The sequence below is a fragment of the Xanthomonas sp. JL1 genome (assembly GCF_038405005.1).
Genome location: NZ_JBBYGR010000012.1, coordinates 64,612 through 89,380, shown reverse-complemented (window position 1 = coordinate 89,380; position 24,769 = coordinate 64,612). Strand labels below are relative to the sequence as shown.

General features: G+C 63.2%; 25 protein-coding genes, 1 pseudogene and 1 riboswitch. Of the genes and pseudogenes, 19 read left to right on the top strand and 7 right to left on the bottom strand.

The genetic code is table 11. From position 1 onward, the window contains the following. Window positions 1–78: 78 nt before the first annotated feature. Window positions 79–846, top strand: a pseudogene (locus WJW29_RS03265) (glutamate-cysteine ligase family protein); the annotation flags it as partial. Window positions 847–908: 62 nt separating this feature from the next. Here the strand turns inward: WJW29_RS03265 and WJW29_RS03260 are convergent. Next, a complete protein-coding gene (locus WJW29_RS03260; RefSeq protein ID WP_011409407.1) occupies window positions 909–1,394 on the bottom strand; it encodes a hypothetical protein in 486 nt (161 codons plus the stop codon). 401 nt (window positions 1,395–1,795) lie between these two features. Between WJW29_RS03260 and WJW29_RS03255 the strand changes: the two genes are divergently transcribed. Both WJW29_RS03255 and WJW29_RS03250 read left to right on the top strand, forming a co-directional pair. After that, window positions 1,796–2,362 (top strand): hypothetical protein, encoded by a 567-nt coding sequence (locus WJW29_RS03255; protein ID WP_011409406.1) that lies wholly within the window; start codon window positions 1,796–1,798, stop codon window positions 2,360–2,362. Continuing rightward, window positions 2,362–3,288, top strand: coding sequence for a hypothetical protein (locus tag WJW29_RS03250; RefSeq protein ID WP_042465225.1), 927 nt, complete (start codon window positions 2,362–2,364; stop codon window positions 3,286–3,288). The genes WJW29_RS03255 and WJW29_RS03250 overlap by 1 nt, the downstream gene beginning before the upstream one ends. 32 nt (window positions 3,289–3,320) lie before the next feature. On the opposite strand, the gene WJW29_RS03245 is transcribed toward WJW29_RS03250, so the two are convergent. Next, window positions 3,321–4,820, bottom strand: a complete 1,500-nt coding sequence (locus WJW29_RS03245) for a HAMP domain-containing sensor histidine kinase (RefSeq protein WP_011409404.1) — start codon at window positions 4,818–4,820, stop codon at window positions 3,321–3,323. Further along, window positions 4,817–5,536 carry a response regulator transcription factor gene (locus WJW29_RS03240; RefSeq protein ID WP_042465749.1) on the bottom strand — a complete coding sequence of 240 codons (720 nt, stop codon included), beginning with the start codon at window positions 5,534–5,536 and terminating at the stop codon, window positions 4,817–4,819. The genes WJW29_RS03245 and WJW29_RS03240 overlap by 4 nt, the downstream gene beginning before the upstream one ends. 138 nt (window positions 5,537–5,674) lie before the next feature. Between WJW29_RS03240 and WJW29_RS03235 the strand changes: the two genes are divergently transcribed. From WJW29_RS03235 to WJW29_RS03205, 7 genes are all read left to right on the top strand, one after another. Then, window positions 5,675–6,775, top strand: coding sequence for a glycosyltransferase (locus tag WJW29_RS03235; protein WP_011409402.1), 1,101 nt, complete (start codon window positions 5,675–5,677; stop codon window positions 6,773–6,775). A gap of 884 nt (window positions 6,776–7,659) precedes the next feature. After that, complete coding sequence (locus tag WJW29_RS03230; RefSeq protein WP_011260271.1) at window positions 7,660–7,935, top strand: metal/formaldehyde-sensitive transcriptional repressor; 276 nt, start codon at window positions 7,660–7,662, stop codon at window positions 7,933–7,935. Between the two features lie 64 nt (window positions 7,936–7,999). Next, entirely contained in the window at window positions 8,000–9,109 is a 1,110-nt protein-coding gene (locus tag WJW29_RS03225; RefSeq protein ID WP_011409400.1) for an S-(hydroxymethyl)glutathione dehydrogenase/class III alcohol dehydrogenase, read from the top strand. 68 nt (window positions 9,110–9,177) lie between these two features. After that, the gene (gfa, locus tag WJW29_RS03220) at window positions 9,178–9,801 is read left to right on the top strand and encodes an S-(hydroxymethyl)glutathione synthase (RefSeq protein WP_228383569.1); all 624 of its coding nucleotides are present in this window, start codon (window positions 9,178–9,180) and stop codon (window positions 9,799–9,801) included. A 9-nt stretch (window positions 9,802–9,810) separates the two neighbouring features. Beyond that, window positions 9,811–10,641, top strand: coding sequence for an S-formylglutathione hydrolase (fghA, locus tag WJW29_RS03215; RefSeq protein WP_011260269.1), 831 nt, complete (start codon window positions 9,811–9,813; stop codon window positions 10,639–10,641). A 129-nt stretch (window positions 10,642–10,770) separates the two neighbouring features. Further along, window positions 10,771–10,998 carry a DUF4386 family protein gene (locus tag WJW29_RS03210; RefSeq protein WP_012444166.1) on the top strand — a complete coding sequence of 76 codons (228 nt, stop codon included), beginning with the start codon at window positions 10,771–10,773 and terminating at the stop codon, window positions 10,996–10,998. A gap of 157 nt (window positions 10,999–11,155) precedes the next feature. Next, window positions 11,156–11,488 carry a DUF4386 domain-containing protein gene (locus tag WJW29_RS03205; RefSeq protein WP_011409398.1) on the top strand — a complete coding sequence of 111 codons (333 nt, stop codon included), beginning with the start codon at window positions 11,156–11,158 and terminating at the stop codon, window positions 11,486–11,488. On the opposite strand, the gene WJW29_RS03200 is transcribed toward WJW29_RS03205, so the two are convergent. Continuing rightward, window positions 11,485–11,823, bottom strand: a complete 339-nt coding sequence (locus WJW29_RS03200) for a hypothetical protein (protein ID WP_019299887.1) — start codon at window positions 11,821–11,823, stop codon at window positions 11,485–11,487. The genes WJW29_RS03205 and WJW29_RS03200 overlap by 4 nt on opposite strands. A gap of 180 nt (window positions 11,824–12,003) precedes the next feature. Beyond that, a complete protein-coding gene (ettA, locus tag WJW29_RS03195; protein ID WP_010367724.1) occupies window positions 12,004–13,665 on the bottom strand; it encodes an energy-dependent translational throttle protein EttA in 1,662 nt (553 codons plus the stop codon). A 226-nt stretch (window positions 13,666–13,891) separates the two neighbouring features. Between ettA and WJW29_RS03190 the strand changes: the two genes are divergently transcribed. After that, a complete protein-coding gene (locus WJW29_RS03190) occupies window positions 13,892–14,425 on the top strand; it encodes an RcnB family protein (RefSeq protein WP_011409397.1) in 534 nt (177 codons plus the stop codon). Between the two features lie 124 nt (window positions 14,426–14,549). On the opposite strand, the gene WJW29_RS03185 is transcribed toward WJW29_RS03190, so the two are convergent. Beyond that, window positions 14,550–15,011, bottom strand: a complete 462-nt coding sequence (locus WJW29_RS03185; protein ID WP_228329719.1) for a hypothetical protein — start codon at window positions 15,009–15,011, stop codon at window positions 14,550–14,552. A gap of 85 nt (window positions 15,012–15,096) precedes the next feature. On the opposite strand from WJW29_RS03185, the gene WJW29_RS03180 reads away from it, so the two are divergent. From WJW29_RS03180 to ribD, 6 genes are all read left to right on the top strand, one after another. Then, window positions 15,097–17,451 carry a TonB-dependent receptor gene (locus WJW29_RS03180; RefSeq protein WP_041182269.1) on the top strand — a complete coding sequence of 785 codons (2,355 nt, stop codon included), beginning with the start codon at window positions 15,097–15,099 and terminating at the stop codon, window positions 17,449–17,451. A gap of 185 nt (window positions 17,452–17,636) precedes the next feature. Next, on the top strand, window positions 17,637–18,890 hold the full coding sequence (gene glyA / locus WJW29_RS03175) for a serine hydroxymethyltransferase (RefSeq protein WP_011260263.1): 1,254 nt from the start codon (window positions 17,637–17,639) through the stop codon (window positions 18,888–18,890). A 13-nt stretch (window positions 18,891–18,903) separates the two neighbouring features. Then, window positions 18,904–19,419, top strand: coding sequence for a hypothetical protein (locus WJW29_RS03170; RefSeq protein ID WP_011409395.1), 516 nt, complete (start codon window positions 18,904–18,906; stop codon window positions 19,417–19,419). Next, window positions 19,419–19,943 carry a transcriptional regulator NrdR gene (nrdR, locus tag WJW29_RS03165; protein ID WP_011260261.1) on the top strand — a complete coding sequence of 175 codons (525 nt, stop codon included), beginning with the start codon at window positions 19,419–19,421 and terminating at the stop codon, window positions 19,941–19,943. The genes WJW29_RS03170 and nrdR overlap by 1 nt, the downstream gene beginning before the upstream one ends. Then, on the top strand, window positions 19,940–20,425 hold the full coding sequence (locus WJW29_RS03160; protein ID WP_011260260.1) for a GNAT family N-acetyltransferase: 486 nt from the start codon (window positions 19,940–19,942) through the stop codon (window positions 20,423–20,425). The genes nrdR and WJW29_RS03160 overlap by 4 nt, the downstream gene beginning before the upstream one ends. Then, on the top strand, window positions 20,422–21,531 hold the full coding sequence (gene ribD, locus WJW29_RS03155; protein WP_011260259.1) for a bifunctional diaminohydroxyphosphoribosylaminopyrimidine deaminase/5-amino-6-(5-phosphoribosylamino)uracil reductase RibD: 1,110 nt from the start codon (window positions 20,422–20,424) through the stop codon (window positions 21,529–21,531). Before WJW29_RS03160 ends, ribD begins: the two co-directional genes overlap by 4 nt. A gap of 55 nt (window positions 21,532–21,586) precedes the next feature. Here the strand turns inward: ribD and WJW29_RS03150 are convergent, their stop codons facing one another. Then, window positions 21,587–22,210, bottom strand: coding sequence for a hypothetical protein (locus tag WJW29_RS03150; protein ID WP_011260258.1), 624 nt, complete (start codon window positions 22,208–22,210; stop codon window positions 21,587–21,589). Window positions 22,211–22,427: 217 nt separating this feature from the next. Continuing rightward, a riboswitch (FMN riboswitch) is annotated at window positions 22,428–22,603 on the top strand. Between the two features lie 167 nt (window positions 22,604–22,770). Here WJW29_RS03150 and WJW29_RS03145 point away from each other — a divergent pair. Both WJW29_RS03145 and ribB read left to right on the top strand, forming a co-directional pair. Then, complete coding sequence (locus tag WJW29_RS03145; RefSeq protein ID WP_011260257.1) at window positions 22,771–23,373, top strand: riboflavin synthase; 603 nt, start codon at window positions 22,771–22,773, stop codon at window positions 23,371–23,373. Next, complete coding sequence (gene ribB, locus WJW29_RS03140; RefSeq protein ID WP_011260256.1) at window positions 23,370–24,509, top strand: 3,4-dihydroxy-2-butanone-4-phosphate synthase; 1,140 nt, start codon at window positions 23,370–23,372, stop codon at window positions 24,507–24,509. Before WJW29_RS03145 ends, ribB begins: the two co-directional genes overlap by 4 nt. Window positions 24,510–24,769 lie beyond the last annotated feature (260 nt).

The window sequence follows — 24,769 nt, the reverse complement described above, 5'->3', positions numbered from 1 at the left end:
GCCAGAAGCCTCCCACACTGCCCGTGTTGCGGGGTCTCACCGTACCAACGGATTCGGATTTAGTAACACAGTAGAACTAAGGTCGGCGCGCTCGGCCTGGACATGATGACCCGCACCTGCACCGTCCAGGTCAACCTGGACTATGCCAGCGAAGCGGACATGGTCAAGAAATTTCGTGTCTCGCTCGCGTTGCAGCCGATTGCCACTGCACTGTTTGCCGATTCGCCATTCACCGAGGGAAAGCCTAACGGCTACCTCAGCTACCGCTCGCACATCTGGATCGATACCGACGCCGACCGCACCGGTATTCTCGATTTCGTATTCGAGGACGGCTTCGGTTACGAGCGCTATCTCGATTATCTGCTGGATGTGCCGATGTATTTTTCCTATCACGACGGCACCTATATCGATGCCAGCGGGCAGAGCTTTCGCGATTTTCTGCGCGGCGCCGACGCCAGGCCATGGGGGCGGCTGTGCGCGCTGTCCGCGTTCTGGGTCGGTTTGCTGTACGACGACCCGGCGCTGGATGCGGCCTGGGATTTGGTCAAAGATTTCAGCAGGAGCGAACGCCACGCGCTACGCGACGGGGTGCCGCGCCATGCACTGAAGTTGCCGTTCCGCAATGACAGCGTGCAGAACCTCGCCACCGAAGCGGTGAAGATCGCCCTGGCCGGCTTGCGTCGCCGTGCGCGCCTGAATCGCGATGTCCAGGACGAATCGCGATTCCTCGAACCGTTGGTAGAGATCCTGCATAGCGGCGAGACCGCCGCCGAGCGCAAGTTGGCGCTGTATCACGGCGTCTGGCAGGGCGATATCGACCGGGTGTTCGGCGAGTTCGCGTACTGAGGTGTGCTCCTCGCCGAACCAGATGCCGTGGCGGGCGATGCGAGTGCCAGCGTCACCGGATGTCAGTGCTGGGGTCTGTTGGCGGTGGGCGGTTGAAGGCGGGTCGCCGCACAGGACTGCATCGCCTTTTCGTCTTCCTGGGTTTCGATGCGGATCTTGCGCATCGAGGCGAGAGTGTGTTGGATGCCGAACAGGGTCAGCAGACGGCAGGCCTGGCTGGCTGAAAGTTCCGCTTCGATATCGTTGTAAGTGAACGTCGTCACGCCGTTTGCGTTGAAACGCAGCGATTGAATGAAGCGCTTCCGCGAAGCCGGCGAAAGCAACGCAAGCGGGCTGGATGCATCCGCGTTCGCCAGGTAACGATCAAGTTGCTCGGTGGAACGAATGGGAGCCGTTGGCAACCGCGAAGCGTCTTGTGCATCGACGTGCTTTGCTGCTGCCGCTGGTGCTGCGTCGGTCGGACGTGCCATCGCGCAATCAAGAAATCCTGCCGACACCCAGGTCACCGCTGCCAGCAATGCTGCCAGCCTTTTCGATTCCGGTTTCATTGCGATCTCCTTGGAGGCTCTTTCCGAGCGCCGCGATGGGAGGATTCGGTAAGATTGCCAACGATGGATGTCAATTCTCAGTGATGGATGGTGGTCGACAGGGGGAGCGATGGGGGAGTTCTGAGTCTGTGTTGCCCTTCTCTTTTTTCTGCTTTGCGTCGCGCCGAGCATGTGTTGACGTTGAGTCGGTATCGATGTAAAAAAACGCAATGGTAGGCAGGAGCGAGGAGGTGGCGATCATCCATCGACTAGGATGATCTGAGTGTGGCAGTAAACAAGATTTTTTTGATTACAGCGTTGCTGCAGCCTCCACTTTGGCTTGCGTCGAAAAAGTTCCAGTAATAACGCAAGTATTTTGTTGTTGTTTCATGGAGTAACACTTCTCACGAAAAGGATCAATCATGAAGCTTGGAATGACGCATTGCGTTGCTGTTTTCTGCCTGGTGTCCGGTTTGTCGGTTAATGCATCCGGGCGAGCTGAAGAAGTGTCGATTAACACGGCCGCTGAGCAAGTTGCTGCAGAGTTGGCTACCAATCAGGATGCACAAAAAGCGTTGCGGTTGAGGACGGCTCAGATTCATTCTGCCGAAGGTCTCGCGCAGTACCTGGTCAAAGCCGATGCCTCCAGTCCGATTAATTTGCTTTCCCCCGCTGCAAGGAAAAGGTTTGTCGAATCCTTGCGTTTCAACGCCTCCGGTGTGACATCGTTTAGATACAGCGATATAGAAGCAGAGCTTTCGGCTAGTCAGGCGTATCGGCTACTGTCGCTGTTTGGGTTGGAAAGCAAGGTTTCCAGCATGCGCAAGATTCGCGTCGATTCCGAAGAAGACAGGGCTGTGAGTCGGGCCTATCCAGCGTCAGCCTTCACGCCTGACAGGCGCCAAGACGGAGATCATGAAGATTACGCATGCATAGGCGGGCATACTTGCGAGGAAAGCGTAGGTAAGATTTGCATGAGCGGCTGCTGATGCCATTGCTGCACCCAGTGGCTCGTTTCATCGGCGCTGCCTTGCTCGCCTTGGCAGCGCCGATGGTTTGCGCGCAAACACGCGACGGTTCGCTCTACGATGCACTGGCCGACCTGAGCGAAAGTGCTCAAGTCTCGTCTGGCGCCCAGCGCGCAGAGGCGGTCGTTTCTCTGTACGAACGCATGGTCGGCACCGCCGATCCCTGCGCTGCCGCCAAGTTGCCGTTTGACGAGGACGATCTGTTCCGGGCGACGGTGCTCGCCGAGGGCTATTCGTTCGACCCCCGGTATGTGCACAAACTGGGATGTCTCTATGCGCGCCTGCAGCGACAGGGGCGGGTAACCCGCTGGCACATCATTTCCTATGCCGATGCGTTGGCCTCGATCAGCCGGTTCGACGCGGCGAACCGGATCCTGGCAGCGTTGCCGACGCGGCCTCTCGCACCGCTGCCCACGCTTGCATTCGAGCGACCGTTGGGATCGTCGCGACGCGTGATAGATATCGTCTCGCCGACCCATGCTGTGGTGCGTGTGTTCGCGCTACACGATGACCGTCTGGCCATACTCGCGGTGGTCCATCCGGATTGCCATTTCTCGGCGAACGGGCTCAACGCGATCGTGAGCAGCGAGGACGACCGCTGGCTGCGCGAGCGGCTCGTGCTGCTGGTCGCACCGGGCGCCAGGCCGCCCATCGACGGCATCGCGCAATGGAATCGCCGCCAGCCCATGCTGCCGATGCACCTGATGTATCAGCGCAGCGACTGGGCTTTCCTGCACAGCACCGGTACGCCGACGTTCTATCTGGTGCGTGGCAGCACCATCCTCGAGACGTTCGCGGGCTGGCCCAATTCCGATGGACTGGCCAGGATGAAGGCGGCGTTGCAGCGGGAAAGCGCGGCAGAACACGGCAGTCGGCAACGGCGCTAGTCGGATCAGCCTCGTGTGTCTTGCGTGCAAATTCATGTGCTGGCCTGGCAAGGCAGTGTCACGCACACCCGCAGGCCGCTTTCGGGACGGTTGTTCAGCTCGATCTCGCCGCCGTGCGCGAGCACCGTGCTGTGCGCCACTGATAGGCCCAGGCCGATGCCGCCGGTGTCGCGGTTGCGCGAATTTTCGCCGCGGAAGAACGGCAGAAACAGCTTTTCTTGCTGGTTGGGATCGATGCCAGGGCCATCGTCGTCGATCCACAGCACGCACTCGGTGGCATCGCGCCGCAGGTGCAGACGCGCGCGTTTGCCGTACTTCAAGGCGTTCTCCACCAGGTTCATCACCATGCGCCGCAGCGATAGCGGATCGCCGTCGAGGGTGATGGCCTGGCCGGCGTGCAGGCTGACGTCGGCGCCGGTGTCCCTGGCATCGTCCACCACACTCTCCACGAGGAGGCGGAAATCCAGTGGAGAGCGGGGAGTGCGGTGGCTGTCGTTGTGGATGAAATGCAGCGCTGCGGAAATCATCGCCTTCATTTCGTCGATATCGGCCAGTGCCTTGTCGCGCAGCGGTGGCTGCAGGCCATTCAGGCGGAACGATAGCCGCGCCAGCGGCGTGCGCAGGTCGTGCGCGATCGCCGCGACCATGTGCGTGCGTTCATTGATCAGGCGGTTCAGGCGCGCCTGCATCGCATTGAACGAATCGGCTGCGCGTACGATTTCCGGCGGGCCACTGCGTTGCAGCGCGGCGGCATCGGGGTTGCGGCCCAGGCGGTCGGCGGCTTCGGCAAAGCGCTTGATCGGTGCCGACAGCGCCCGCGAAAACCACCAGGCCAGCGGGACGTTGGCCAGCAGACCGGCCAGGAACAGCAGTACCACATGGGTCTTGAACTCGCCAGAGAGGCGGCGACGCGGCGATTCCACGGTGCGCCAGCGGCCGTCGGGTTGTTGCAGGGCAGCGGTGAAGCCATCCAGTAACGGGACGCCGGGGGTCAGCCGCTCGCTTTCCCAGGCGCCGGGCATTTCATCCGGACCTGGCCCAGTACCGGACAGCGCACCGGGCTGGCCGTCGCGCGGCCAGTTGTGCGGAAAGGGCGGCAGACCTTGCGCACCAGCACGTTCGTCAGCCACGCCCTCGGCATCGACAGCGCGCTCCTGGGTGGACCACCGCTGCGGCGGGAGCATGCCCGGCTGCGGCGCTTCGCGATCGTTGGCGTGGCGATAGAACCGCACCTGAGCTGCGGGCACATCCAGCCAATGGGCAAGCAGCATTTCGGCGAACGGGTCGCGCACCTGGCCTATCGGCGGCATGGGCGCCTGCGCCGAGTCATGCACTTTCAGGGTCCGGGTGCCGGCCGGCATGCGGGTCGATAGCAGCGCCACCACTTCCGGTGGATGCACGGGCGGCTCATACACGGGGGTGTGCATCACCAGCAGGGCGATGCCCACCGCCTGGGCGGTGAGCAGGGCTACCGCCAACAACACAAAGGTCCGCGCAAAGATCGACAGCCCGCGCCGTGCCGGTTTGCTCACAGGCGCGAGACGCTCGGCAGCAGCATGTAGCCCTCGTTGCGTACGGTGCGAATCAATTCGGTATGGACGCGCTCATTGATCTTGCGGCGCAGGCGGCTGATCTGGCTGTCGATGGCGCGGTCGTAGACGTCGGTATCGCGGCCGCGGGCGCACTCCAGCAGCTGGTCGCGGCTGAGCACGCGCTGTGGGTGTTCGACAAAGGTGCGCAGCAGCGCGAACTCGCCGTCGGAGAGATTGATGAAGATGCCGGTGGGGTCGCGCAGGTCGCGGCGCACCACGTCCAGCCGCCAGCCGGCGAACTCGTAGACATTGCCGCGCTGATCGGACTGCTCGTTGCTGGACTGGCTGCGCCGCAGCAGGGCGCGCACACGGGCGAGCAATTCGTGCGGGTTGCAGGGCTTGGCAAGGTAATCGTCGGCGCCGACTTCCAGGCCGATGATGCGGTCGGTGTCGTTGCCCAGCGCGCTGAGCATGATGACCGCAGGTGAACCGCGCTCGCTGGCCAGGGTGCGCGCTGCACTCAGCCCATCTTCTCCCGGCATCATCACGTCGAGTACGATGAGGTCCGGGCGGCGCTGTGCCATGACAGAGCGCATCTCCGCCACGTTTTCGGCCATGTCCACCTGGTAGCCGTGCGCGCTCAGAAATTCGCCGATCAGCTTGCGCAGATCAGGGTCGTCGTCGACCACGAGAACGCAGGGTGGTTGCAGGTCCATGGAGGTCATCGTCTGTGGCGCGTAGGTTGGCCCGCGCAAGGTGGTGGCTGCCGGCTAGATGGTGCTCGCAATTGCAAGTCTGGGAGCACGCATCATAATGACCGAATTTGTCAACCATTGGCACACGTGTAACGTACCATGATAGAACGGGACATCGTGCAGGAAACTACGGCATCGACACGATGCCACTCTACTGGTGCGTGCGCGCATGACAAGGCATTTCCGATGATGCGGGTGATCAGTCGCGACAACGGCGTGGGCCTGACCCGCGACATGGTGCTGATGGCCGAAACACTGCGTGCCGGCGGCGTGCCGGTGCAGGAAGTGGGATTCACCAGCCAGCGCCTGCACGACACCGGCCGCGAGGTGCGCCTGTGGGCCAGCCGCGTGCTCTTCGGGCAGGTGCCGCTACAGATCTTTTCCGAGCGCGTCTACAGGCGCTGCCTGTTGCTGGGGCAGATCAACCTGCTGGTGCCCAACCCGGAATGGTTGCTGCCCAAGTGGCTGCCGCTGCTGCCGCGCTTCGATGCGGTGCTGTGCAAGACTCACCATGCCGAGCGGATCTTCCGCAGCCTCGGGTGCGCCACCCGCTTCATCGGTTTCACCAGCCCTGACCGGTACGACGCGCGCGTATTCCGTCAGCGCGCCTTCTTTCACTTGGCCGGGCGCAGTACCGCCAAGGGCACGCGTGTGTTGCTGGAGACCTGGCAGCGACATCCGGAGTGGCCGTTGCTGACGGTGGTGCAGAACCCGCGCACCGCCGGCAAGCCGGTGGTGGCGCCGAATATCGACCACCGCGTTGGATACCTAGACGATGCCGAACTGCGCCGCATGCAGAACGCGCATCTGTTCCATCTATGCCCCTCGGAGGCCGAAGGCTTCGGCCATTACCTGATGGAAGCGCTGAGCGTGGGTGCGGTGACGCTGGCCACCGACGGCGAGCCGATGAACGAACTGATCAAGCCCGAACACGGTGTGCTGATTCCCGTGGCCGAGGTGCGTCAGCGCCATCTTGCATCGTATTACTACGTGGACGCGGCAGGCATCGCGCAGGCCGTGGAAAGCGCCCTGGCATTGCCGCAGGCGCAGCTGGATCAGTTGTCGGCCAACGCACGTGCGTTCTACCAGGCCAACGATGCCGCATTCGCCGCGCGCTTTCGCAATGCGGTGCTGGCGTCGCTGCCGGGACATGCTGTGGATCCGGTGGCCATCGTGGCGCGGGCAGCTGCCGAAAACTGACGGCGTCAGCGTTCGCGTTGCCACTGGCGGATCTGCTGCATATTCCGTGGCGCAGGCCGAAGATGGTGTTACATGCGCTGCGGATGCCGGCAAGCGCCAAGACACGCCGGCATGCGGCGCGTGGCGGCAAATCCGCAGCAAAGCAAGCTGCAAATCTCCCCTGGAAAATGCGGCATAGCCCGCGTTCGCCATCTGCATGCGGTGCGCAGATGCGTCATCCAGCCAGGGAGATTCACGATGGTCCATACCCAACCACGCGTCGCTGTCAGCGCCGCACTACTCGCAGCGCTCAGCTTGGGAGGTTGTGCGAATTTCTATCGTACTGCGCAGGATGCGCCACCGCCCCACGCGCATTGTGCGCCAGTACGACCGCCGCCGCCGAGTGCAAGAACAATCGATGCATTAGAGGCTTGCGTGCGGGAACAAGGCTTGGTCCCAGCTCCGCCACCTGCCGACGTCGCGCACCACGCCGCGTCGGAGCGAGTGGATCAGGCAAGCTTCGACGGCTGCCTGGTACGCAGGGGCGTAGCGCCGCCACCGCCACCGCCGCGCTGATGCGGATACCCCACGTCAGCGGCCAGCAACGGTGCGGACAGTCGGCAGGGTCAGGTTGCGGCGGTAACTGCTCGCAGACATGGATTGGGTCCGTCTCGCGCGCGTATGCAGTACGCGGCTCGTCGGGCATGTCTGCGCAATGGACGTGCTGCGCTGCGGCTAACAGGTGGCCTCTGTGTGCCTGTTCCGTCAGCGCGCAGTGACTGCAGCGCCGTCCACCAACCAATGGCGGTAATCGCGCTCGCCACGATCACGGTCGGCAAGCGGCCGGCCATCGCTTTTCTTGAAGCAAACCATACACTGCCCCCCAGTATTTTGCCGGAGCCGCCATGCCGCATTCGCCGCATGAGAAAAAGCGAGCCCTAGCACGCGTGCGCCGATTGCGCGGGCAATGCGACGCGCTCGAGCGGGCGCTGCAGGCGGGTGCGGACTGTGCGCCTGTCTTGCAGCAGATCGCCGCGATCCGGGGTGCCGTGAATGGGCTGATGTCGCAGGTGCTCCAAGCGCATATCCGCGAAGATTTCGGACACGCCGCCGCATCTGATGCGCAACGCGCCGAGCGGGTGCAGGATCTGCTCGGCCTGGTCCGGTCCTACCTCAAATAAATCTCCCACCGGGCCGGTGCTTGCCGTGCCCGTTCTCGAACCGCATCGTCAGGAGCGTCATCCCATGAAATCCCGTGCAGCAGTTGCATTCGGACCCGGCAAGCCGCTGGAAATGGTCGAAATCGACGTCGCACCGCCAAAGGCTGGCGAAGTGCTGGTGCGCATCACGCACACCGGCGTGTGCCACACCGATGCGTTCACGCTGTCCGGCGACGACCCGGAAGGCATCTTCCCGTCGGTGCTTGGGCATGAAGGCGGCGGCATCGTCGAACAGGTCGGCGAAGGCGTGACCAGCGTCAAGGTGGGCGATCACGTGATCCCGCTGTACACCGCCGAATGCCGCAAGTGCAAATTCTGTCTGTCCGGCAAGACCAACCTGTGCCAGGCCGTGCGCGCCACCCAGGGCAAGGGCTTGATGCCCGATGGCACCACGCGCTTCTCGTATAACGGCGAGCCGATCTATCACTACATGGGCTGCAGCACCTTCAGCGAATACACCGTGGTGCCGGAGATTTCGCTGGCCGTGGTCAACCCGGAGGCGCCGCTGGAAAAGGTCTGTCTGCTCGGTTGCGGCGTCACCACCGGCATCGGTGCGGTGCACAACACCGCCAAGGTCAAGCCGGGCGAAAGCGTGGCGGTGTTCGGCCTGGGCGGCATTGGGCTGGCGGTGATCCAGGGCGCGGTGCAGGCCAAGGCCGGGCGCATCCTGGCAATCGACACCAACCCTGGCAAGTTCGATCTGGCACGCAGCATGGGCGCCACCGACTGCATCAACCCGAAGGACTACGACAAGCCGATCCAGGAGGTCATCGTCGAGTTGACCGATGGCGGCGTGGACTTCAGCTTCGAGTGCATCGGCAACGTCAATGTCATGCGTTCGGCGCTGGAGTGTTGCCACAAGGGCTGGGGCGAGAGCGTCATCATCGGGGTGGCCGGTGCCGGCCAGGAAATCAGCACGCGCCCGTTCCAGCTGGTCACCGGGCGCGTGTGGCGCGGCTCGGCCTTTGGCGGCGTCAAGGGGCGGACCCAATTGCCTGGCATGGTGGAGCAATCGATGAAGGGCGAGATCGATCTGGATCCGTTCATCACCCACACCATGCCGCTGGAAGAGATCAACGAAGCCTTCCACCTGATGCATGAAGGCAAGTCGATCCGGACCGTGATTCATTTCTGACCGTACGGCCAGGAGCGGCGCGTGGCCGCTTCCGCGCACGTAGTACACAAGACTCCGGGAGGGGCGTCATGACGCATGTGTCGATTCATTCTTCGGTAGATGGCGGTGTTGCGCGAAGCGGCGCGGAAGGTTTTCAAGGCGGCACCCTTGAATGCCACTGCGCCAGTGACAAGGTGATCGTCGACGTGTCTGCGCAGACCGCGCCCAACCATGCCTGTGGTTGCAGCAAGTGCTGGAAGCCCGACGGCGCGAAGTTCTCCGTGGTGGCGGTGGTCTCGCGCGACACGGTCAAGGTGACGGCGCACGAAGAGAAGCTGATGCTCGTCGATGAAAGCGCGACGATCCAATGCCACGCGTGCACCGGGTGCGGCGTGCATCTGTATGGCCGGATCGAGAACAACGACCACGCGTTCTACGGCCTGGATTTCGTGTCCACCGAGTTGTCGAAGCAACAGGGCTGGTCGGCGCCCGGTTTTGCTGCGTTCGTGTCGTCCATGATCGAAACCGGCACGCCGCCGGAGCAGATGGATGGGGTGCGCGTGCCTGACCGAACTCGGGTTGCCGCCATACGACTGCCTGTCGCCGGCGTTGATGGATGCCCTGTCTGCGCATGTCGCGCGCAACAAGGGTCTGTTGCATTGATGGTCCAACCCTGCAGCCGGCGATCCGGCTGCGGGGTTTTCTCTTCGTAAGGAATCTTCATGGAACGTATCGAACATCGTGCCTGTTTTGGCGGTTGGCAGGATGTCTACCGGCATCAGTCGCAGACCTTGGACTGCCGCATGCACGTGGGCGTATACCTGCCGCCGCAGGCCGCCGATGGCCCGCTGCCGGTGCTGTACTGGCTGAGCGGTCTGACCTGCACCGAGCAGAACTTCATCAGCAAGGCAGGGGCGCAGCGCTACGCCGCTGAGCATGGCGTGATCCTGGTGGCCCCCGACACCAGCCCGCGTGGCGACGATATAGCGGATGCGGACGGCTACGATATCGGCAAGGGCGCGGGTTTCTACCTCGATGCCACACAAGCGCCGTGGGCTGCGCATTACCGCATGTACGACTACGTGGTGAACGAGTTACCGGCGTTGATCGAAGCACACTTCGCCACCACTGGCGTGCGTGCGATCAGCGGCCACTCGATGGGCGGGCATGGCGCCTTGACCATCGCATTGAAAAACCCGGGACGCTATCGCAGCGTGTCGGCGTTTTCGCCGATCGTGGCGCCCAGCCAGGTGCCATGGGGCGAGAAGGCGTTTAGCCAGTATCTGGGCGACGATCGCGCCACGTGGAACGCGTACGATGCTACGGCCTTGATCGCTGATGCTCAGGAACGCTTACCCTTGTTGATCGATCAGGGAGACGCGGACGAGTTTCTTCAAAACCAGCTGAAAACAGTGTTGTTCGAAGATGCGGCCAAGGCAGCCGGCTATCCGGTGACGGTGCGGCTGCAACCCGGTTACGACCACAGCTATTACTTCATCTCAAGCTTTATGGGCGAGCACATTGCGCATCATGCTGCGGCCTTGCGGGGATGAGCGTGGGCGGTTGTGGGCGCGACGTGGGATGAGCACGGCGGCTGATATTTGCGTGACATGGCGGCATCGGTCGCGACTACACGCTGCTGCACCCGGGTGGGTCGGTTCCTCAGCAAGACAAGGCTCTCCATGGCGCATGACATCCACGCGCGTCCGCAATTCTATGCACGTCTTGCTGGTGCTCTCTATCTGGCAGTCATCGTGCTTGCAGGCTGGGCCGAAGGCTATGTATCCAATGCGTTGATCGTTGCAGGCGATGACCAGGCGACGCTGCGGTCAATCGTGGCGCACGCCGCGCTTTGGAAGATGTGGCTTGGCGCCAATCTAGTGGTGCCATTGCGTGCAGTCGTGCAGTGATGAATCGACTATCTGTTGCTACGGCCAGCGGGTCGTGGTCTGGCGTTGTTGTTTGTGCTGTTGAACATCGCATCGCTGTCAGTCGAAGCAATCAGCAAGGTGTTCCAACTGAGGGTGTTGCCGCTGGCCTCCAGTGCGACGGGTGCATCACCGGAGCATGGGTTCGCGCTGGCATCAATGGCATTGCTGGGCCACGGCATCGCGTTCAATAGCGCCGATCTTTTCTGGCGCCGCCTGCCTGGTCAGCGACAGTGTGATCTATCGCTCCACCTACCTGCCGCGCACGGTGGGTGTGCTGATGCTGTTGGCCGGTATCAGCTATCTCATCGCCGCATTTGCCCAGCAGTTGGCGCCGGAATTTGCTGCAACGATCAACCCGGGCATCCTGCTGCCGGTGCTGGTTGGCGGAACGACGTTGTGCCTGTGGCTGCTGCTCAAAGGCGTCAATCGCGCGCGCCGGGATGCAAGGGTTTCAGAATCTTCGGCTTAGCGGACGTCGCGCATTTCCCAGTGCGCGCCGGCTAACGCCTGCATACGCTGTTTGAAGAGAGCGCCGGGAATGCTGGTAGTGGCAACCAGGTCGATGCGCAGGTCGTGCTGCCTGCCAGTCACCGTCGCTGCCGGGTCTGTGATGCCCAGGCTGGGATCCACCTCGTCCGGGTCGGGCTGCAGCTGGCGCCAACGGTCGAACCAGGCCGGGTCGCGCAGCGCAGACTGCAACTGCTCGGCGAATGCGTCGGCGCCATTGGCGGTAAAGCTCACCGAGGGCGCGCTACCACGAGCGAGCTTTGGATCGGGCAGGCTGATCGAATAGCTGACAGGCATATGCATACCTCAGATCGATGACGCCGGCACGTTAGTGCAGGGCAGGTGAGCATTCCGTCGACGGGTGGGCAGGGATGCCGCGCAAGGTCCCGCGACGATGGGCGAGCAAGGAGGAGTTGAGATGGTCGGTGCGCATATAAAAAAGGCGCCTTCCGGCGCCTTTTTTGGAGCTACGACTCGTTACTTCAGTGCCTTGAAGCGCAGGCGCTTCGGGCCGGCGTCGTCGCCCATGCGGCGGCGCTTGTCTTCTTCGTACTCGCGGTAGTTGCCCTGGAAGAACTCCACGTGCGAGTCGCCTTCGAACGCCAGGATGTGCGTGGCAATACGGTCCAGGAACCAGCGGTCATGCGAAATCACGAAGGTATTGCCGGGGAATTCCAGCAACGCATCTTCCAGCGCACGCAGTGTTTCGATGTCCAGGTCGTTGGACGGTTCGTCGAGCAGCAGCACGTTGCCGCCCTGTAGCAGCGTCTTGGCCATGTGCAGACGACCGCGCTCACCACCGGACAACGAACCAACCATCTTCTGCTGGTCCTGGCCCTTGAAGTTGAAGCGGCCGATGTAGGCGCGCGACTGGATCTCGATGCCGTTGATGTTGAGGATGTCCAGGCCGCCAGCGATTTCCTGGAAGACGTTGTGGTTGCCTTCCAGCGCGTCGCGGCTCTGGTCCACATAGGACAGCTGCACGGTGGGGCCGACCACGATCTCGCCGGAGTCCGGCTTTTCCTGGCCGGTGATCATCTTGAACAGGGTCGACTTACCGGCACCGTTGGGGCCGATGATGCCGACGATGGCGCCTGGCGGCACGATCATCGACAGGTTGTCGATCAACAAGCGGTCGCCGAACTTCTTGGAGACATTCTTGAACTCCATCACCGCGTTGCCCAGGCGTTCGCCCGGCGGGATGAAAATTTCGTTGGTTTCGTTGCGCTTCTGGTAATCGACCGACTGCAGCTCTTCCAGGCGGGCCAGACGTGCCTTGCCTTTGGTGCGGCCGCCCTTGGCGTTTTGGCGCGACCATTCCAGTTCCTTCTGGATCGCCTTCTGGCGCGACTTTTCCTGGTTGTCTTCCTGTTTGAGGCGCTCGTCCTTCTGGGTCAGCCAGTCGGTGTAGTTGCCCTTCCACGGAATGCCGCGGCCGCGGTCCAGTTCCAGGATCCATTCGGCAGCGTTGTCGAGGAAATAGCGATCATGCGTCACCGCCACCACGGTGCCGGTGTAACGCGCCAGGAACTGCTCCAGCCATTCCACCGACTCGGCGTCCAGGTGGTTGGTGGGTTCGTCGAGCAGCAGCATGTCCGGCTTCTGCAGCAGCAGGCGGCATAGCGCCACGCGACGCTTTTCGCCACCGGACAGCTTGCCGACAATCGCCTCCCACGGCGGCAGGCGCAGCGCATCGGCGGCAACATCCAGCTGGTTTTCCAGCGTATGCGCGTCGCCGGCAGCCAGGATCGCTTCCAGGCGTTCCTGTTCCTTGGCCAGCGCGTCGAAATCGGCGCCTTCTTCGGCATATGCCAGATACACCGCATCCAGCGCGGCCTGGGCTTGCAGCACGTCGCCCACGCCTTCTTCCACTGCTTCGCGCACGGTGTGTTCGGGGTTGAGCTGCGGTTCCTGCGCCAGGTAGCCGACCTTGATGCCAGCCTGCGGGCGGGCTTCGCCCTCGAAGTCGGTGTCCACGCCGGCCATGATCTTCAGCACCGTGGACTTGCCCGCGCCGTTCAGGCCCAGCAGGCCGATCTTGGCGCCTGGGAAGAAGCTCAGGGAGATGTCCTTGATGATCTGCCGCTTGGGCGGGACCACCTTGCTGACGCGGTTCATGGTGTAAATGTATTGCGACATAGGTGCTCCGGGGGACGCAGGCAGCCCGCCGGCCGAGGCCGGGGGCGGCGGAAAAGGGATTGCGTCGATTATACGGGCAAGTGGCCTGGCCCGCGGCGGCACGCCTGCAGCTAAACGGCATCTTGCGTCCGGCCTGAATAGGCTTTTTCGTAATCGATTCCGGCAAGAATGCATTAAGGCGTCCAGCCTCATTAATGAAATTACGACACCGTGAACAGGAACTGTCATGCATCGCAAACGCATCGTTACCGTTGTGCTTTCCTCCATCCTGGCGCTGGATGCCTTCGCACCGGCTGCATTCGCCGGGGATTGGGATCGCGACCACGATCGCCGCGGCCATGACCGCGGCTATGGCCCGGATCATCGCCGTGACTGGCGCGACGATCGCCGTGACGACCGCCGTGACGACCGCCGTGACGACCGCCGTGACGACCGCCGCGAGTGGCGTCAGGACCGCCGTTACTACAGCAACGGCTACCGTGATGGTTATCGCGACGCCCGTTACCAGGACCGTCGTTACGACCGCAATCGGGTCTATGTCTATGACCTCCCTGGGTACTACCGCCCCGGCCCGCCGCCGCGTCCGTATTGGGCCCGTGGCCAGCGTTATCACGGGCCGGTCTATGTGGTGAACGACTACGACCGCTATGACCTGCGTCGCCCACCATACGGCTACCGCTGGCAGCGCGACGACCGCGGCAACCTGCTGTTGGTCGCCATCGCCACCGGCATCATTGCCGACCTGGTGATCAACAATTGAGCGTGGCGATCAACCTGCGCGGCCAGGTGCGGCCAGCGGATCGGTGACGGCAACAGGGCGTGCTTCGGCGCGCCCTGTCGTATTGTGGTAGCCCCGCTTTACGATCCTCAACGCACCAGGGCCTTCAGCAATCCGCGCTGACGCGACGTGATTGCTTGATCGAAACGACGTACTGCAGCACATGTTGGTGTTGCTGCCTGCGGCGATGGCGCGAACACTTGCGCGAGCCGGCATGGGAGGCATTGCCGGCGCTCTGGCGTGCGGCATCGCCCAGGTTCACCAGCCCTGGCGGCAGTGCCGCGACGTGCACACCGTTGCGCATCCGCTCACGTGTTTCGGTCATCTGCAGGCGTGCGCGCTGGGCTTGTGTCAGTTCATTGATGGTCGACGCCAAGCTGACGACCATCTTGCATGGGAGGACACGAAAATGACCTCGCTTTGCATTGAAGCTGCATCCGGATAGCAAAAGCGTGACATCCGACGACTTCGAAGTCTGTAAGTCTCCCGGGGAAAATTTATGCTGTCGCGCCGCCGGCCACTTGCTGCGTCGGAGGCGAGACGTCCGTGCCGTGATCGGTGTCGTCAAGGCCCGGCCACCAGCGCTCCCCCTCTGTGCACGCCGAGGCGACGATGTCTTGACTAGAGACCTCCACCACACTGGCAATCTCCTCATGAACAAAGCGCTTGTTTCCCCGGCCGTGATGGCCGTGTTGTACGCGGCCGCGGTTACCGCCTTCGCCCAGGACGCTGCCGGCACCGATGCCGTTCCGCGCGGCAGCTTCACCACGACCTCCACGACCACCACCACCACGACCTCCAACACCACGACCTCCAACACCACCAATTCCAACGCCACCCAGCGCGCGCTCCAACTCGACGCGGTCAAGGTGACCGGTAGCTCGGTGTCGCTGGGCAGCGGCAACATGGAGGTGCAGTCCGCGCCCAAGGCCGTGTCCACCATCAGTCGCCAAGCCATTATCAGGGGCGTGCCCGGCGCCAACTTCACCCAGATGCTGTCCAGCATCCCCGGCGCGATCGCGGCCACCAACGACATGACCGGCCTGAGTGACGGCAGCTTCACCGTGCGCGGCTTCACCGCCGACGAGATCGGCGTGACCCTCAATGGTGTGCCACTCAACGACTCGGGTGATTACACGATCTACGCCACCGAGTACGGCGACACCGAAAACATGGGCGACATCACCGTCGAGCAGGGCTACCCGGGCGTGACCTCACCGGTGATCGGCGCAGCCGGCGGCAACATCGCCTGGGTGACCGTCGATCCGACCGCCGATGCCGGCTTGGACGTGAGCCAGAGCTTGGGCAGCAATCACTACAGGCGCACCTTCCTGCGCTACAACACCGGTGACAGCGGTCCGGTCCGTTCGTGGTTCTCCTATTCTAACAACCAGGCCGACCAATGGCGCGGCGATGGCCAGTCCACGGTGACCAAGATCGACGCCAAGTCGGTGTGGACGCTGGACGACGGCGACGCGATCACCGGCGCGCTGCAATACACCCGCCATGTCAGGAACGGCTACCGCAACCTGACCAAGGAGCAGATCGCCGCCACTGGCTACGACTTCGGGTATGTCCAGTCCTACAAGTCGGCCGATGCCAGTGACTGGGTCGGCACCCAGACCAACCCGTTCCGCAGCTGGATCGCCAACCTCGACGGTGAGTTCACACTGAGCGACAGCCTGCACCTATCGGTGGTGCCGTACTTCGTCTACGGCTACGGTGGTGGCGGCTACGGGTACGCCAGTACCTATGTGTTCTACACCTTCGACACCTTCCGGCCAGGCATCCACGTCAAGTTCAAGCAGGACGTTGGCATGCGCGACAGCCTGGAGTACGGCATGCTGGTCGAGCGCCCGCGTGAGCAAGGTTCCAATGTCTTCCTCCCGGCCGACCCACAGGGCCACCCTGCCGATGTCTGGGGCCATGACAGCCGGTATTACTACAAAAACGCCAACGGTAGCCCGCAGGTCGCCTATCGCTTCTACTCGACCACGCCCACCTACCGCGCTTTCGCCACCAACACCTGGACGCCTAACGACCAGTGGACGCTGACCGTTGGTGGCGCCTATACCTGGGTGCAGCGCAAGGGCTGGTATTCGACCTGGCCGGGCGCAGACCTGGGCATCGATCTGGCCACGCCGGGAAACAGCTCGCTGTACGCTTCCGGCGCGAATACGTACAAAAAGTTCACTCCGACGGGGGGCGTCAAGTTCCAACTCGATGAGCAGAACCAGTTATTCCTCGGGGTCGGCAAGACCTCCCGCGCGCCGATCAACACCGCCGCGCTGTACGACTTCTGGAACGCCGCCTACGCCAGTGCCATCGGTTCGCAGACATCGATCAGCGATGCCGAACCCGAGCAGGCGCTGACCGCCGACCTGGGCTGGCGCTACTACGGCGACAATCTGAGCACGGTGCTCGATCTGTATGCGACCAACTTCGAGCACAAGCAGTTCAGTGGCGCCGATCCGATGACCCACGCTCCGGTCTACTACCAGTTGGGCAGCGTGCAGATGCGCGGCGTCAATGCCGAGTTGAGCTACAAGGTCAACGACCTGTGGTCTGTTTATGCCTCCTATGCGTACAACAAGAGCCAGATGAAGAGCGATGTCGCGCTTGGCGCCACCACCTATGCCACCGACGGCAAGACCCTGGTCAACGCACCGAGAAACGTCGGATATGCCTCGGTCAACTACACAGGCCAAGCGCTGTGGGCCAGCCTGAGCGTGAATGCGCAGAGCAGGATCTGGGGCACCTTCCTCAACGCCGGTGGCTCGGACGCTGGTGGATTTGCCACCGTCAACCTCAACAGCGGCTACAACTTCCATGACATCGGCAACCTGAAGAAGCCTTACCTGAAGGTCAACCTGTTCAACCTGGGCAACCGCAAGGCGCTGATATTCTCGGCGACCACGGCGCTGGACGCCACGGCCTCGGCAGCGAGCTGGCAACTCCTGCAGGACCGCACGTTGATGGTCACCTTTGGCGGATCGTTCGCGCTGTAAAGCGCCACGGCGCAGGCGCGGGCACTTGCCTGCGCCTGGGTTTGCTTTCAGGCAGGCAGCTGTCTTCGGGCCTGCCGGGGTTGAACTGCTGTCGGACCCGGCCCGCGTGCAGGGCATATCACCTCAAAGCGCGCAACACGCTTTAAACTACGCGCCTGCCATCTGTCCATTCCTCTGGAGACCTGATGTTCTCGCGCGATGTCCGACTGGAAACCTACGACCCCGAACTGGCCAAGGCCATCGCTGCTGAAGCCGGCCGCCAGGAGGATCACGTCGAGCTGATCGCCAGCGAGAACTACTGCAGCCAGCTGGTGATGGAAGCCCAGGGCAGCCAGCTGACCAACAAGTACGCCGAAGGCTACCCTGGCAAGCGCTACTACGGCGGCTGCGCGTTCGTCGACATTGCCGAACAGCTAGCGATCGACCGCATCAAGCAGGTCTTCGATGCCGATTATGCAAATGTGCAGCCGCACAGCGGCTCGCAGGCCAACCAGGCGGTGTATCTGGCGCTGCTGCAGCCGGGCGACACCATTTTGGGCATGAGCCTGGCGCATGGCGGCCACCTGACCCACGGCGCCAAGGCCAACGTCTCCGGCAAGCTGTTCAACGCGGTGCAGTACGGCGTCAACGAGCAGGGCCTGATCGATTACGACGAAGTGCAGCGTCTTGCGACCGAGCACACGCCGAAGATGGTGGTGGCCGGTTTCTCGGCGTATTCGCAGAAGATCGACTGGGCCCGCTTCCGTGCCATTGCCGACAGCGTTGGCGCCTATCTGTTCGTGGACATGGCCCACATCGCTGGCCTCGTGGCCGCCGGGGTGTATCCCAGCCCGATGGAACATGCGCACGTGGTGACGTCGACGACGCACAAGACGCTGCGCGGTCCGCGTGGCGGCATCATCGTCGCCAAGGGCGCCAGCGAAGAATTGCAGAAGAAGCTGCAGTCGATCGTGTTCCCCGGCATTCAGGGTGGCCCGCTGATGCACGTGATCGCCGCCAAGGCGGTTGCGTTCAAGGAAGCACTGGAGCCGGCGTTCAAGACCTACCAGCAACAGGTGGTCAAGAATGCTCAGGCGATGGCCAACACGCTGATCGCACGCGGGTACAAGATCGTCTCCGGCGGCACCGAAAACCATCTGATGCTGGTCGACATGATCGGCCGCGACGTCTCCGGCAAGGATGCCGAAGCCGCGCTGGGCAAGGCACACATCACCGTCAACAAGAACGCGGTGCCCAACGACCCGCGCTCGCCGTTCGTTACCTCGGGCCTGCGCTTGGGTACCCCGGCAATCACCACGCGCGGTTACAAGGAACCGGACAGCATCGATCTGGCCAACTGGATCGCCGATGTGCTCGACGCCCCGACCGACGAAGCGGTGCTGGCGAAAGTGCGCGATGCAGTGACCGCGCAGTGCAAGCGTTATCCGGTGTACGGCTGAGCGTCGCAACGTCATGGCGTTGATCGCACGCAGGCTGGGCGCAGCGTCGAAGTACGACCACCTTGCCTGTGTGCGTGCCGCCGGTTTGCGCTGCGAAGTGGATCTGCCGCGGCAGGGCATCCTGCCGCATGACCTGATCCATCTGTGGGTGGAAAGCCGGCTTGGCCTGAGCGACGGCTTCATCGGTCTGGTCGCCAAAGGGGCAGATATCGACTACGCGGGCAAGGGCCTGCACCGGCATGTAGATCCGGAGCGGCAGATGCAAGCCGGGCAGGCAGAGTCTGTGGTCGAGGCGCTGCAATCGCAGCTGTGGTCCGGGCAGTTCGACGAGGCCATGTTTCATTACGGGCCGGCTCAGGCGTGCAGTATGCGTGGCGTCATGCCGCCGGAGCTTGAAGGCATCGCGCCGGAAGAGGATTTGTTCATACCGCTCACGCGGTCGGGTGCTGCCTGGAACGCGATGGCAGCCGGGATGGAATGGCGGCTCGCGTTTGCCCGGCAGCCCGGAATGTTGGAAGAACACCGCTAATGCATTGCCCCTTCTGCCAGCACAGCGACACCCGCGTGATCGATTCGCGGGTGTCCGAAGACGGCACGACGATTCGTCGGCGCCGTGAGTGCGAGGCATGCGGTGAGCGTTTCAGCACGTTGGAAACGATCGAACTGAAGTTGCCCACCGTGGTCAAGAGCGATGGTGGGCGCGAAGCGTTCGATGCACGCAAGCTGCGCACCAGTTTCGACCGCGCGCTGCAGAAGCGGCCGGTGGCCGAGGAACAAATCGAAGCAGCGGTACGCTCAGTCGTGCATCAGCTGCGGATGTCGGGCGAGCGCGAAGTGGGCTCGCTGCGCGTAGGCGAATACGTGATGGTGGAGCTGCGCAAGCTCGATCATGTCGGCTATGTGCGCTTTGCTTCGGTGTATCGCAGTTTCCAGGACGTGGCCGATTTTCGTGAGGAAATCGAGAAGCTCGAACGCGAACTGCCGGTCGGCAGCGAACAACTGCCATTGCTGGAAGTGGCACTGGAACGCGCCGGCAAGCCCGGCAAGCGATGAGCGCGATGCGCATCGCCTGCGTTGCGGAAACGCCAGCGTATCTGCCTGAGATTGCGCAAGCGCATCTGCAGGCCTTCGGCACGTTGCTGCCGGAATGGAACCTGGATGAAGCGTTGAGCGAATTGTGCAGCCATGCGCGCGATGGCGTTATTCCGACAACCTGGGTGGCGAAGGATGAGGCCCAGTGGCTGGGCTCGGTGAGCCTGCTCGAAAACGATGATGCGCGCATTCGGCAATGGTCGCCCTGGTTGGCGTCTCTTTATGTGCAGCCGCAGGCGCGCGGGCAGGGGATTGGCGAAGCGCTGGTGGCGCACTGCGTGCAGGCCGCCGCGCGCCTGTGCGTGCCGTTGCTGTACCTGTATTGCCAGCCGGCATTGGTGCCGTTTTATCAGCGGCTGGGATGGCAGACGCATGCCGAATTCTTACTAGGCCCAATGCACATCGTGGTGATGCGCAGCGCGCCGGGAGCAGTGACGCGATGAGTGAGACCGCGGCGATCGCGAGTGCCGATGACCACCGCTGGATGGCGCAGGCGTTGCGCTTGGCCGAGCGCGGCGCCTACACCACCCGCCCCAATCCGATGGTGGGCTGCGTGATTGTGCGCGATGGCGTGTGCGTGGGCGAAGGCTTTCATCAACGTGCGGGTGGCCCGCATGCCGAAGTCTTCGCGTTGCGTGCGGCCGGTGAGTTGGCGCGCGGTGCCACTGCGTATGTGACCCTGGAGCCATGCGCGCATTACGGGCGCACGCCGCCGTGTGCGTTGGCGTTGATCGAGGCAGGCGTAACGCGTGTGGTCGCGGCGATGGCCGATCCGTTTCCGCAGGTCAATGGCGGTGGTTTTGCGTTGCTGCGCGACGCTGGAATCGAGGTGCTCAGCGGGGTGATGCACGCGCAGGCGCGCACGCTCAATCAGGGCTTTCTGTCGCGGGTGGAGCGTGGCCGGCCGTGGCTGCGGGTCAAACTGGGCGCCAGCCTTGACGGGCGGACCGCGTTGGCCAGCGGCCAATCCAAATGGATCACCGGAGCCGACGCGCGTGCGGACGTGCAGCGTTGGCGTGCGCGTGCCGGCGCAATCCTCACTGGTGCTGGCACGGTGTTGGCCGATGATCCGTCGATGACGGTGCGGCTGGGCGATGACATCGCGTGCGTGCCACCGCTGCGTGTGGTGCTGGATGCCGGCTTACGCACGTTGGCGTGCAAGAACATCCGCAATGGCGATGCGCCGACGCTGTATCTGCATGGCGATGCTGTCGCTGCAACCGCGCTGGATGGTGCGGAATGTGCGGCACTGCCATTGCACGTGGGCCGTTTCGATCTGTCCGCAGTGCTGGCGTTGCTGGCCGAGCGCGGCATCAATGAAGTGCATGTTGAAGCCGGCGCCACGCTGAGTGGTGCGCTGTTGCAGGCCGGGCTGGTGGACGAACTGCTGGTCTACATGGCGCCGGTGTTGCTGGGCGACACCGCAAGGCCCTTGCTCGCTGGCCTTGGCATCGAAACGATGGCTCAGCGCTACGAATTGCAACTACGCGATGTACGTCAGCTCGGGCAGGATCTGCGTTTGCGTTACGCGCCATCAGCGGTGGTATGAGTGCAAAAAAAGGCCCCGCATGCGGGGCTTTTTCTTATTTCATGCACGAAGCCGGTCAGAAGCTCGCGCGCACGCCGATGCGGTACTGATTTGCGTTGTCGATGAATTGGGCTTCGCCAACCAGGCCCCAGGTCTGGGTGAAGTTCACCTGGCCACCGAGGGTGCCCACGAACTCGCCCTTGTCCACGTTGCTGCCATCGATGTAGCCGGCCTTGACCCATGCTTCAGTCCGCGGCGAAGGCTTGCCACGCAGGCCCAGGTTCGCCCAGCCCAGGGTGCTGGAGTCGGAGCTGCTGCCCAGCGAACGGCCGCTCTGGCGCAGGTCCACATCGACCTTGGTACGCAGCGCGCTGATGTCGGCGATGAACTCGACGCGCTCGGTCATTTCCTGGCGGTAGCCGATGCCGGCATTGGCCTGCGTCAGGGTGCCGTCGATCGTGAAGCCGGCGCCGAGGTTGTAGTCCTTGGTGGCGAGCTGGTAGCCGGCGAAGACGTAGACCGGCTGCGCGATCTGCCAGGAACCGCGCAGATAGCCGCCGTTGCTGCCCTCATTGTCATTATTGACGTTGACGTCGGTACGGTTCCAGCCGCCTTCGACATAGTTGTAGCTCAGGCCTTCCGCAGAGGCGGCAAACGGTGCGGCAGCCAGCAGGGCAGCCAGAATCAGTGTCTTGCACATTCCATGTTCTCCGAATTGATGTCAGTGTTTCCACCCCATTGCGAGGTGCAAAAGAACGACGTCTCCCGTCGCGGCGCGAAATTTAACAGATCTTTCACGGAGTTGGCGATGGGGAATTTCCTGACACGACACAGCGTCCTGCCAGCCTCAGCTGAGGCTCTGCCATGGCACCTGGGCGCGCTGTTAAACTCCCACATGCCGGCTCGCCGGTACTTACGAACGTCTTCAGGGCGGGGTGCGATTCCCCACCGGCGGTAGGCATGCGCACGCATGTGAGCCCGCGAGCGCTTCGTTGCGACGCTCGGCGCTGCATGTGCCGGGTACCGCGCGAAGGTCAGCAGATCCGGTCCGACGCCGGAGCCGACGGTATAGTCCGGATGAAAGAAGACGGCCACTGCGCAGCCTTGCGGCTGTGGGCGCGCCTGTTTGCTTTGCCTTGCGGCGTTTTTCGCTCAACTTCTGCGAGAAACGACTATGTCCATGCACCACCTGCCGCGCTGCGCCGCGGCGTTCCGGCGCTCCATCGCAGCAGCCCTCGTGCTGCAAGCGGGGGCGCGCTGATGTTTACTGGAATCATCGAAGGCGTCGGCCAGCTAGCGGCGCGTCAGCCGCAGGGCGGCGATGTACGTTTCACCTTCGCCACCGGCACGCTGCCGTTCGAGTCTGTCCAGTTGGGCGAGAGCATTGCGGTCAATGGCGTGTGTCTGACCGTGGTTGCGTTTGATGCAGCCAGTTTTCAGGCCGATGCCTCCACCGAAACCCTGTCGCTGACCACGCTGGGCGCACTGCCGGAAGGCGCGCTGCTCAATCTGGAACGCGCGATGCGCCCGATCGACCGCCTGGGCGGGCACCTGGTCAGCGGACATGTGGATGGCCTGGGCCAGGTGCAGTCTGTCCATGACGATGCACGCGCGCAGCGCTGGCGGTTTGCCGCGCCGCCGGCGGTGTTGCGCTATGTGGCCAAGAAGGGCTCGATCTGCGTAGACGGCGTCAGCCTCACCGTCAATGAAGTGGACGAAGAAGGCTTCGAAGCGGCGTTGATTCCGCATACGATGGCCAACACCGCGTTTGCGCAGACGGCAGTGGGTGCGACGGTGAATCTGGAAATCGATCTGGTGGCGCGCTATGTCGAACGCCTGCTCGGCACGCGGGGTACGGCATGAATTTCGCGCCCGTTCCCGCGTTGCTCGAAGAGCTGCGCGCCGGTCGCATGGTGGTGATCGTCGATGACGAAGACCGCGAAAACGAAGGCGATCTGATCATGGCCGCCGAGTTGGTCACGCCCTCGGACATCAACTTCATGGTCACCCACGCGCGTGGATTGGTTTGCCTGTCGCTGACCGGCGAGCGCTGCGCGCAACTGGGCCTGGCGCCGATGGTGCGCAACAACACCGCGCAGTTCCAGACCAACTTCACCGTCAGCATCGAGGCGGCCGAAGGCGTAACCACCGGCATTTCCGCTTACGACCGCGCACATACCGTGCGCACCGCGGTGCGTCCGGATGCCAAGCCGCAGGATCTGAGCCAGCCGGGGCATATCTTCCCGCTGATTTCGCAGCCCGGTGGCGTGCTGACCCGCGCCGGCCACACCGAAGCAGCCAGCGATCTGTCGATGCTGGCCGGGCTGGAACCGGCCGGTGTGCTGGTGGAAGTGCTCAACCCTGACGGCAGCATGGCGCGTCGCCCGCAGTTGGAAGTATTTGCGCGCGAACACGGGTTGAAGATGGGCTCGATCGCCGATCTGATCGCGTATCGGCTGGCCAACGAGCACACCGTCGAGCGCGTGGACGAGCGCGACATCACCACCGAATTCGGCCCGTTCAAGCTGGTGACCTACCGCGACCGCATCGCGCACGACCTGCACTTTGCGTTGGTGCGCGGCAGCGCCGATCCGCATACACCCACCCTGGTGCGGGTGCAGGTGGAAAATCCGCTGGCGGATCTGCTGCACTGGCAGCGCGATGACTTCGGTGTGGCGGCCACCGATGCCTTGCGCGCGATTGCGGCCGAGGGGCAGGGCGTGATGGTGGTGCTGTCGGCCCCGCGCGACAGCGAATCGCTGCTGGCACGGCTGCGCCAGCAACCCGAAGCCGCCGCCAACGCCAAGGATGTGAGTCAGTGGCGGCGTCATGGCGCCGGCGCGCAGATCCTGGCCGAACTGGGCCTGGGCAAGTTGCGTGTGCTGGGCACTTCGCGGCGCCAGGTGGGGGTGGCCGGGTTCGGGCTGGAAGTGGTGGAGTATCTGGAATGCCACGCTGGCGAGGGCGTGCGTTCGGTGCCGCCGTCTGCTGTCTCTTGAGTTGCCCGCGAGCCGCTACCGCAGTCATTTGCCCCTGCCGATGGTTCAGGACGGCGCAGGCGCTGACGCGTGGTTGACAGTGCGCAGCCGTCCGCTGCTGCGGCCTACGTGCCGGAAGCGCAGTGGTCAGAGATGACCATCGGTTCCAGGCGTGGGGCCCGCCAGAGCGGCTGGAGCAGCCGGTTGACCGCAATCGCCCATGGTCGTTGAAGCACATGGCCGAGTCTGCTTTGGTGGACCTGGCGTGCACGCGTCGGCCA

Excerpts from the sequence above, each read along its gene's own strand:
- gfa (WP_228383569.1), top strand. The coding sequence starts at position 9,178 with ATGACGCATGTGTCGATTCATTCTTCGGTAGATGGCGGTGTTGCGCGA.
- WJW29_RS03145 (WP_011260257.1), top strand. The coding sequence starts at position 22,771 with ATGTTTACTGGAATCATCGAAGGCGTCGGCCAGCTAGCGGCGCGTCAG.
- ettA (WP_010367724.1), bottom strand. The coding sequence starts at position 13,665 with ATGTCGCAATACATTTACACCATGAACCGCGTCAGCAAGGTGGTCCCG.
- glyA (WP_011260263.1), top strand. The coding sequence starts at position 17,637 with ATGTTCTCGCGCGATGTCCGACTGGAAACCTACGACCCCGAACTGGCC.
- WJW29_RS03150 (WP_011260258.1), bottom strand. The coding sequence starts at position 22,210 with ATGTGCAAGACACTGATTCTGGCTGCCCTGCTGGCTGCCGCACCGTTT.
- WJW29_RS03260 (WP_011409407.1), bottom strand. The coding sequence starts at position 1,394 with ATGAAACCGGAATCGAAAAGGCTGGCAGCATTGCTGGCAGCGGTGACC.
- WJW29_RS03250 (WP_042465225.1), top strand. The coding sequence starts at position 2,362 with ATGCCATTGCTGCACCCAGTGGCTCGTTTCATCGGCGCTGCCTTGCTC.
- WJW29_RS03170 (WP_011409395.1), top strand. The coding sequence starts at position 18,904 with ATGGCGTTGATCGCACGCAGGCTGGGCGCAGCGTCGAAGTACGACCAC.
- WJW29_RS03235 (WP_011409402.1), top strand. The coding sequence starts at position 5,675 with ATGATAGAACGGGACATCGTGCAGGAAACTACGGCATCGACACGATGC.
- WJW29_RS03225 (WP_011409400.1), top strand. The coding sequence starts at position 8,000 with ATGAAATCCCGTGCAGCAGTTGCATTCGGACCCGGCAAGCCGCTGGAA.
- WJW29_RS03230 (WP_011260271.1), top strand. The coding sequence starts at position 7,660 with ATGCCGCATTCGCCGCATGAGAAAAAGCGAGCCCTAGCACGCGTGCGC.
- ribD (WP_011260259.1), top strand. The coding sequence starts at position 20,422 with ATGAGTGAGACCGCGGCGATCGCGAGTGCCGATGACCACCGCTGGATG.
- WJW29_RS03200 (WP_019299887.1), bottom strand. The coding sequence starts at position 11,823 with ATGCCTGTCAGCTATTCGATCAGCCTGCCCGATCCAAAGCTCGCTCGT.
- WJW29_RS03190 (WP_011409397.1), top strand. The coding sequence starts at position 13,892 with ATGCATCGCAAACGCATCGTTACCGTTGTGCTTTCCTCCATCCTGGCG.
- nrdR (WP_011260261.1), top strand. The coding sequence starts at position 19,419 with ATGCATTGCCCCTTCTGCCAGCACAGCGACACCCGCGTGATCGATTCG.
- WJW29_RS03255 (WP_011409406.1), top strand. The coding sequence starts at position 1,796 with ATGAAGCTTGGAATGACGCATTGCGTTGCTGTTTTCTGCCTGGTGTCC.
- ribB (WP_011260256.1), top strand. The coding sequence starts at position 23,370 with ATGAATTTCGCGCCCGTTCCCGCGTTGCTCGAAGAGCTGCGCGCCGGT.
- WJW29_RS03240 (WP_042465749.1), bottom strand. The coding sequence starts at position 5,536 with ATGGACCTGCAACCACCCTGCGTTCTCGTGGTCGACGACGACCCTGAT.
- fghA (WP_011260269.1), top strand. The coding sequence starts at position 9,811 with ATGGAACGTATCGAACATCGTGCCTGTTTTGGCGGTTGGCAGGATGTC.
- WJW29_RS03210 (WP_012444166.1), top strand. The coding sequence starts at position 10,771 with ATGGCGCATGACATCCACGCGCGTCCGCAATTCTATGCACGTCTTGCT.
- WJW29_RS03160 (WP_011260260.1), top strand. The coding sequence starts at position 19,940 with ATGAGCGCGATGCGCATCGCCTGCGTTGCGGAAACGCCAGCGTATCTG.
- WJW29_RS03180 (WP_041182269.1), top strand. The coding sequence starts at position 15,097 with ATGAACAAAGCGCTTGTTTCCCCGGCCGTGATGGCCGTGTTGTACGCG.
- WJW29_RS03205 (WP_011409398.1), top strand. The coding sequence starts at position 11,156 with ATGGGTTCGCGCTGGCATCAATGGCATTGCTGGGCCACGGCATCGCGT.